At 43.3% G+C, this 5,205-nt stretch carries 5 protein-coding genes; 4 read left to right on the top strand and 1 reads right to left on the bottom strand.

The features are described 5' to 3' along the window. The first annotated feature begins 271 nt into the window (after window positions 1-271). The 3 genes from yidD (at window position 272) to PN499_RS27895 (ending at window position 3,293) form a co-directional block, all read left to right on the top strand. Window positions 272-496, top strand: a complete 225-nt coding sequence (yidD, locus tag PN499_RS27905; protein WP_272036687.1) for a membrane protein insertion efficiency factor YidD — start codon at window positions 272-274, stop codon at window positions 494-496. A 480-nt stretch (window positions 497-976) separates the two neighbouring features. Then, window positions 977-2,188: a response regulator gene (locus tag PN499_RS27900; RefSeq protein ID WP_272036685.1), complete on the top strand. Its 1,212-nt coding sequence runs from the start codon at window positions 977-979 to the stop codon at window positions 2,186-2,188. Window positions 2,189-2,321: 133 nt separating this feature from the next. After that, window positions 2,322-3,293, top strand: a complete 972-nt coding sequence (locus tag PN499_RS27895; protein ID WP_272036683.1) for a glycosyltransferase family 2 protein — start codon at window positions 2,322-2,324, stop codon at window positions 3,291-3,293. 303 nt (window positions 3,294-3,596) lie between these two features. Here PN499_RS27895 and PN499_RS27890 read toward each other — a convergent pair whose 3' ends face one another. Then, a complete protein-coding gene (locus tag PN499_RS27890) occupies window positions 3,597-3,821 on the bottom strand; it encodes a hypothetical protein (RefSeq protein ID WP_272036680.1) in 225 nt (74 codons plus the stop codon). Window positions 3,822-4,181: 360 nt separating this feature from the next. Here PN499_RS27890 and PN499_RS27885 point away from each other — a divergent pair, with 360 nt between their 5' ends. After that, entirely contained in the window at window positions 4,182-5,099 is a 918-nt protein-coding gene (locus tag PN499_RS27885; RefSeq protein WP_272036678.1) for an NACHT domain-containing protein, read from the top strand. Window positions 5,100-5,205 lie beyond the last annotated feature (106 nt).

Here is a 5,205-nt window from a genome sequence, read left to right as displayed (position 1 = left end):
TTTTTAGCCTCAAACCAATTATAGAAGAAGGGACTAGGGGCTAGGGACTAGGGGCTAGGGAAAGAGAGAGGGAGATGGGGAGCGGGGGAGCGGGGGAGCAGGGGAGCGGGGGAGCAGGGGAAATGGGGAAGATGGGTAATTAGCGATTAGCAATTAGCAATTAGCAATTAGCAATTAGCAATTAGCAATTAGCGATTAGCCATTACCAATTACCAATTACCAATTACCAATTACCAATTACCAATTACCAATTACCAATTACCAATTACCAATGAAAATATTACTAATTGGATTAATTAAGGGCTACAAAATTTTAATTTCTCCTCACCTGCCTCGTGCCTGCCGATTTCATCCAACTTGTTCGCAATATGCAGTAGAAGCAATAGAACGATTTGGGGTTTTGCAGGGCGGACAAATGGCAATTAGTCGCATCTTGCGCTGCCATCCTTTCCATCCCGGCGGTTACGATCCAGTGCCTCCAAAGAATGAAGAATGAAGAAGAAGGAATCAGGACTCAGAGGGACAAAGCAAATTTTATTTCTTAGAAAACTTAGATAACGCCGCTCTCTAGGCGATGTCTTAACGGCCTAGAGGGCGGCGTTGCGGATATGTGTCCTAACATTCTTGTCTGTTGCGATCGCAATTACCACTTACCAATTACCAATTATCCGTATTGATGTGTCACAGCCTGTAGGTACAAGACCCCCCAGAAAGGCTTCTACGCTCACCCACCGCAACTTCTCTTTGATTTCTAAGGATTTTTACGATAATTTTAAGTAATCTGCCCTACAATCTGTAGTAGTGTCTATTGACAATTTAAAGATTGCGTAAAGTTAGATTGCCAAATACTTAAAGTGTAAGTTAATATTTAAAAATAGGGGGAATTACACAGCTATCCTAACTTCAGTGATATTACCGATCTCCCGACATCTAATAAATAATAAAATATCAATGGAGTAAGAGGTTGTGGATTAATATGTCAGCCACCGCTACTGGGTGCAAGATGCTGTCCGATACCCTGGCTGTACTTAGCCAGAAGCGGGCTACTGGAAAATTGCTCCTAGAGCACGGGGAGCAAAAATGGCAACTTTACTTTTTTGACGGGTCTATGCTCTATGCTACCGGGGGATTGCACCGCTCTCGGCGCTGGTATAGGGCGATCGCGGATCATTGCCCTGATTTTCGGGTAAATCTTCACCAAATGGCTGCGGAGGAGCTTTGGGAATATCAACTCCTACAACACGGGATTGCTCAAAGAGAGATGAGTGTCGAGCAAGCCAAGGGTATTATCCGCAGCAGTATTTATGAAGTTTTCTTTTCGATCGCTAATCAGTCAGGCTTGAAGAGAAAGTGGCATCCCTACAAACAGCCTCTTTTTTCGATTAATACCCGTTTGCTGATCTCAAAATTAGAAAGCGAGCAAATGCTCTCCGACAATCAAGAACTTTGCCAAAAGTGGGAAGCGATGGGTTTGTCGCACTTAGATCCCGATCTCGCGCCAATTTTAAAACAATCTGCCAGTTTGGAAAGTCGAGTTAGTTCTGATTCTTTGCTGGCTTTGAGCAACCACTTCAATGGTCAGAATACTCTCTGGGATATTGCTTTGAAGAAAAAGCAATGTTTAACAGTGGCGACTCGCACTTTATATCACTTTGTCAAGCAAGGTCTGATTGATTTCCGAACGGTACAGGATTTGCCTTCACCGATGGAACAGTGGCGCTTAGCGGCTGCGATCGTTCAGCCGATACACCCTTTAATTGCCTGTATTGATGATAGCCGTGCGGTTTGCGAGTTTTTAGAGCAAATTCTGGTACCTGCTGGGTATCGAGTTGTGAAAATCCAAGACCCAATGAAGGGAATAGCGACTCTCGCCGAGCAAAAGCCTGCTTTAATTTTTTTGGATGTGATTATGCCGAAGGCTAGCGGTTTTACTCTGTGCAATTTTTTGCGGCAAACTCCTGCATTCCGGGACACTCCGATCGTATTTTTGACGGGTCAGGACGGCATTGTTGACCGCACGCGAGCTAAGTGGACGGGTGCGACGGATTTTGTGAGTAAGCCTCCTACTGCGGAAAAAGTTTTACAAGTGGTTGAGAAATATTTGAACCTAGAGGGCGATCGCAGTCAACAATTAAGCAATAGTCCGTTAATGAATCCTAGCGGGTTGAGTTTGGCTGCTGGCTCCTAATTCCTGCATTTCTGTCTTCTGGTTGAGTAACAGCAGCTTTGGTGGGCGCTACTGCGATGATATTTTTCTACGGTAAATGAGATGATGGTAGCGCCCAGCCTACAAGAATTTGTCCTGCCTTAGCCTTCTATTTATGACACCTTTAGTAAGCGTGGTAATTCCCGCCTATAACTGCGCCTCTTATATTGTGCAAGCGGTCGAAAGCGTTCTCGCTCAAACTTACTCCCAGTGGGAGATAATTATTGTGGATGACGGCTCAAAAGACGACACGGTTTCGGTTTTGCAGCCTTACAGTTCCCACATTCGCTACGTTTACCAAAAAAATCAAGGAGTTTCTATTGCGCGTAATCATGGCATTCAGCTAGCGCGGGGCGAATTTGTCGCTTTTCTGGATGCAGACGATTATTTTCTCCCTGACAAATTAGCGGCACAGATTGGAATGTTTGAGGCGCAACCTAGCTTGGGAATAGTTCATAGTGGGTGGCGCAAAGTTAATAGTAAAGGTGAGTTTTTGCAAGATGTTAAACCTTGGCAAAATATCCCGAAATTGGATTTAGAGATGTGGTTGCGGTGGAAACCTGTGCTGCCAAGTGCGATGATGTTTCGCCGAGCATGGTTAGAGCGTGCGGGTGGTTTCGATCCTCGGTTTCCTCCGGCTGAAGATACGGATTTGGCTTTGCGTTTGGCTTTAATGGGGTGTGAAACTGAGTGGTTAAGGCAGGTGACTGTTTGCTATCGGCAGCACGAACAAAGTGCGATGTTCAAAGGTTTGCCGCAGGCTAGTTCTCTGGCAAAAGTGATAGAAAGTTTTTTTGCTCGACCGGAATTGCCAGGGAAAATACGGTTGTTAGAAAAGCCGATTAAGTATAGTACATTTGTTTGGATTGCTTGGTATTTGCACTCAAAAGGCCATCGCGCTGAAATGGTGCAGTTTCTACAGCGTTCTTGGGGTTATACGCCTTATTTGCCTGTGGAAACTGTTATTAACTGGGTGGAAAGTTTTGCGGAATTTTATGAGAATGAGAGAGATGATTTTGATGTTGATATGTTGGGGAAATCTGCGGAGTGGCAGCAGTTGATGCAGTGGGTGATTGTTAGTGGTTAGTGGTTCGTGGTTGGTTGTTTGTTGTTTGTTGAGTTAGGCAAAGAAACCGGGTTTCTATGAGAATCTTGGGTTTTTAACTAGGTATCTAGAAAGAAACCGGGTTTCTATGAAAATTTTGGGTTCTTAACTAGGTATCTACAAAGAAACCCGGTTTCTGACCTCAGCGGTTGTTGGTTGAGTTAGGCAAAGAAACCGGGTTTCTCTGATAATCTTGGGTTCTTAACTAGATATCTACAAAGAAACCCGGTTTCTGACCTCAGCGTGGGTAAGTTTTGATCTTAAACTCGCAACGCTCACCCTACTCTATTTCGCTGAAGTCTTTAGGACAAGCTCAATTACTTTGATATATCCCCTTTGTAATAAGGGCATTTTTTCAGCCAATGTTATCCAAGCAGAAGCGATTTGGGGCACTTGAATTAACAGGATAGCGATAATGGTAATGTAAAATTTACGCTGGCAGTCTTTAGCGGGTTTGTTCGCGGCGTTGTTTTCTTGGGATTGTTCGGAATTGCTGTTAGAAAGACTCATATTTTTGCCCTCAATTGCTTTATACCTTTAATTTTTAACTAGATCATTAGCAATTAGGTCTAAGGAAGGTATAGAGATAAGTCTAAGCGATGTCTAAAGTCTAAAAGGTATAGCTAAAGTCTAAAAGGTATAAAATAATTAAATTCGCTTTTCAATCATCTTACTTTATTCTATTATAGAGTTAGCGCGTAAGTAGATAGATATAAATAAACGCTATAACTTGTAGGGTGGGCGCTCGCCGCCAAAAGCCTGTAACTTATAGCTATAGATGGTTTCGGCGAGCGCCCACCTTACGTTTAATTATGTTCGACTACTTAGAAACATCTTATCTGATAAGGCTTTGAGGGGGAGTAAGACTGTATGGCTATGAGTTGGCAGGAATTTCTTAAAGACATCTCTATTAAACATGGTTTGTCTCCTGAAGAGACAGAGACTTTATTAGCGCGACTTCCTAAAGAGGATGAAGATTTAAAAGAAGATATGGTCGCGGGAAAAATAGGATTTAGTATCCAGACAGTTAAAGCTAGGATGGGCAAAGTTTACACCAAATTTGAGGAAAGCTGCCCAGAATTGGCTACGAGGCAAGGTGCAGGAAATTGTAAGTGTTTACAAAAGTTTCTCAGACAGCAATATCGGGGTGGCGGTTCTATCGTTTCCCTTCCATTATCTCCCTATCCCGATGAGTTTAAATCGGTCATCCAAGAAAAAACTCAGAAGTTTTGCGGCCGGCAATTTGTCTTTGATGAAATTGACCAAATCCTCAGCAAAGAAACCAAAGGATATTTTACAGTCATCGGCGATGCAGGCATGGGAAAAACAGCCCTGGCTGCCAAGTTAATTTTAGACCACAAATACCCCTGCTACTTCAATATTTTAGCAGAGGGGCGCAATCGCCCAGAGCAGTTTCTCACTAGCATTCGCGAGCAACTAATTCAGCGTTACCAGTTGCAGAATGCAGCGGCCGATGATTTACCAACTTTATTGGAAAAAGCGAGTCAAAAACTGACAACCGGAGAACGGCTAATCATTGTTGTAGATGCTCTTGATGAAGTTGAGCAAGAACCCGGAGATAACTTGTTATATTTACCAACGACACTGCCAGATGGGGTTTATTTCGTGATGACGAGACGGCCTTACATACTGGAGAAAAAGCGGTTGTTTGTGTCGCCCGGAGTTCCCTTTCACGAGTTGGACTTAAGGGACGCAAAGTATATGAAACTGAGCCAGATTGATATTAAAGATTATATTCTAATCTGGGGGGGTGACAGAGAGGCCTAAGAAATAGACCCAATCAGGATTCCAGCCCGTATACCCTGCTGGTAAAAACGACGTTTATTGGGAGTTATCTTCATTAATTCTTGAACGAGTTCAGAATGTTGTTCGA

The sequence above is a fragment of the Kamptonema animale CS-326 genome, from assembly GCF_028330895.1.
Lineage (GTDB): Bacteria > Cyanobacteriota > Cyanobacteriia > Cyanobacteriales > Microcoleaceae > Kamptonema > Kamptonema formosum.
Note: the sequence above shows the minus strand (reverse complement) of the source record. Positions and strands in the feature narration are given on the sequence as shown.

Excerpts from the sequence above, each read along its gene's own strand:
- yidD (WP_272036687.1), top strand. The coding sequence starts at position 272 with ATGAAAATATTACTAATTGGATTAATTAAGGGCTACAAAATTTTAATT.
- PN499_RS27900 (WP_272036685.1), top strand. The coding sequence starts at position 977 with ATGTCAGCCACCGCTACTGGGTGCAAGATGCTGTCCGATACCCTGGCT.
- PN499_RS27895 (WP_272036683.1), top strand. The coding sequence starts at position 2,322 with ATGACACCTTTAGTAAGCGTGGTAATTCCCGCCTATAACTGCGCCTCT.
- PN499_RS27890 (WP_272036680.1), bottom strand. The coding sequence starts at position 3,821 with ATGAGTCTTTCTAACAGCAATTCCGAACAATCCCAAGAAAACAACGCC.
- PN499_RS27885 (WP_272036678.1), top strand. The coding sequence starts at position 4,182 with ATGGCTATGAGTTGGCAGGAATTTCTTAAAGACATCTCTATTAAACAT.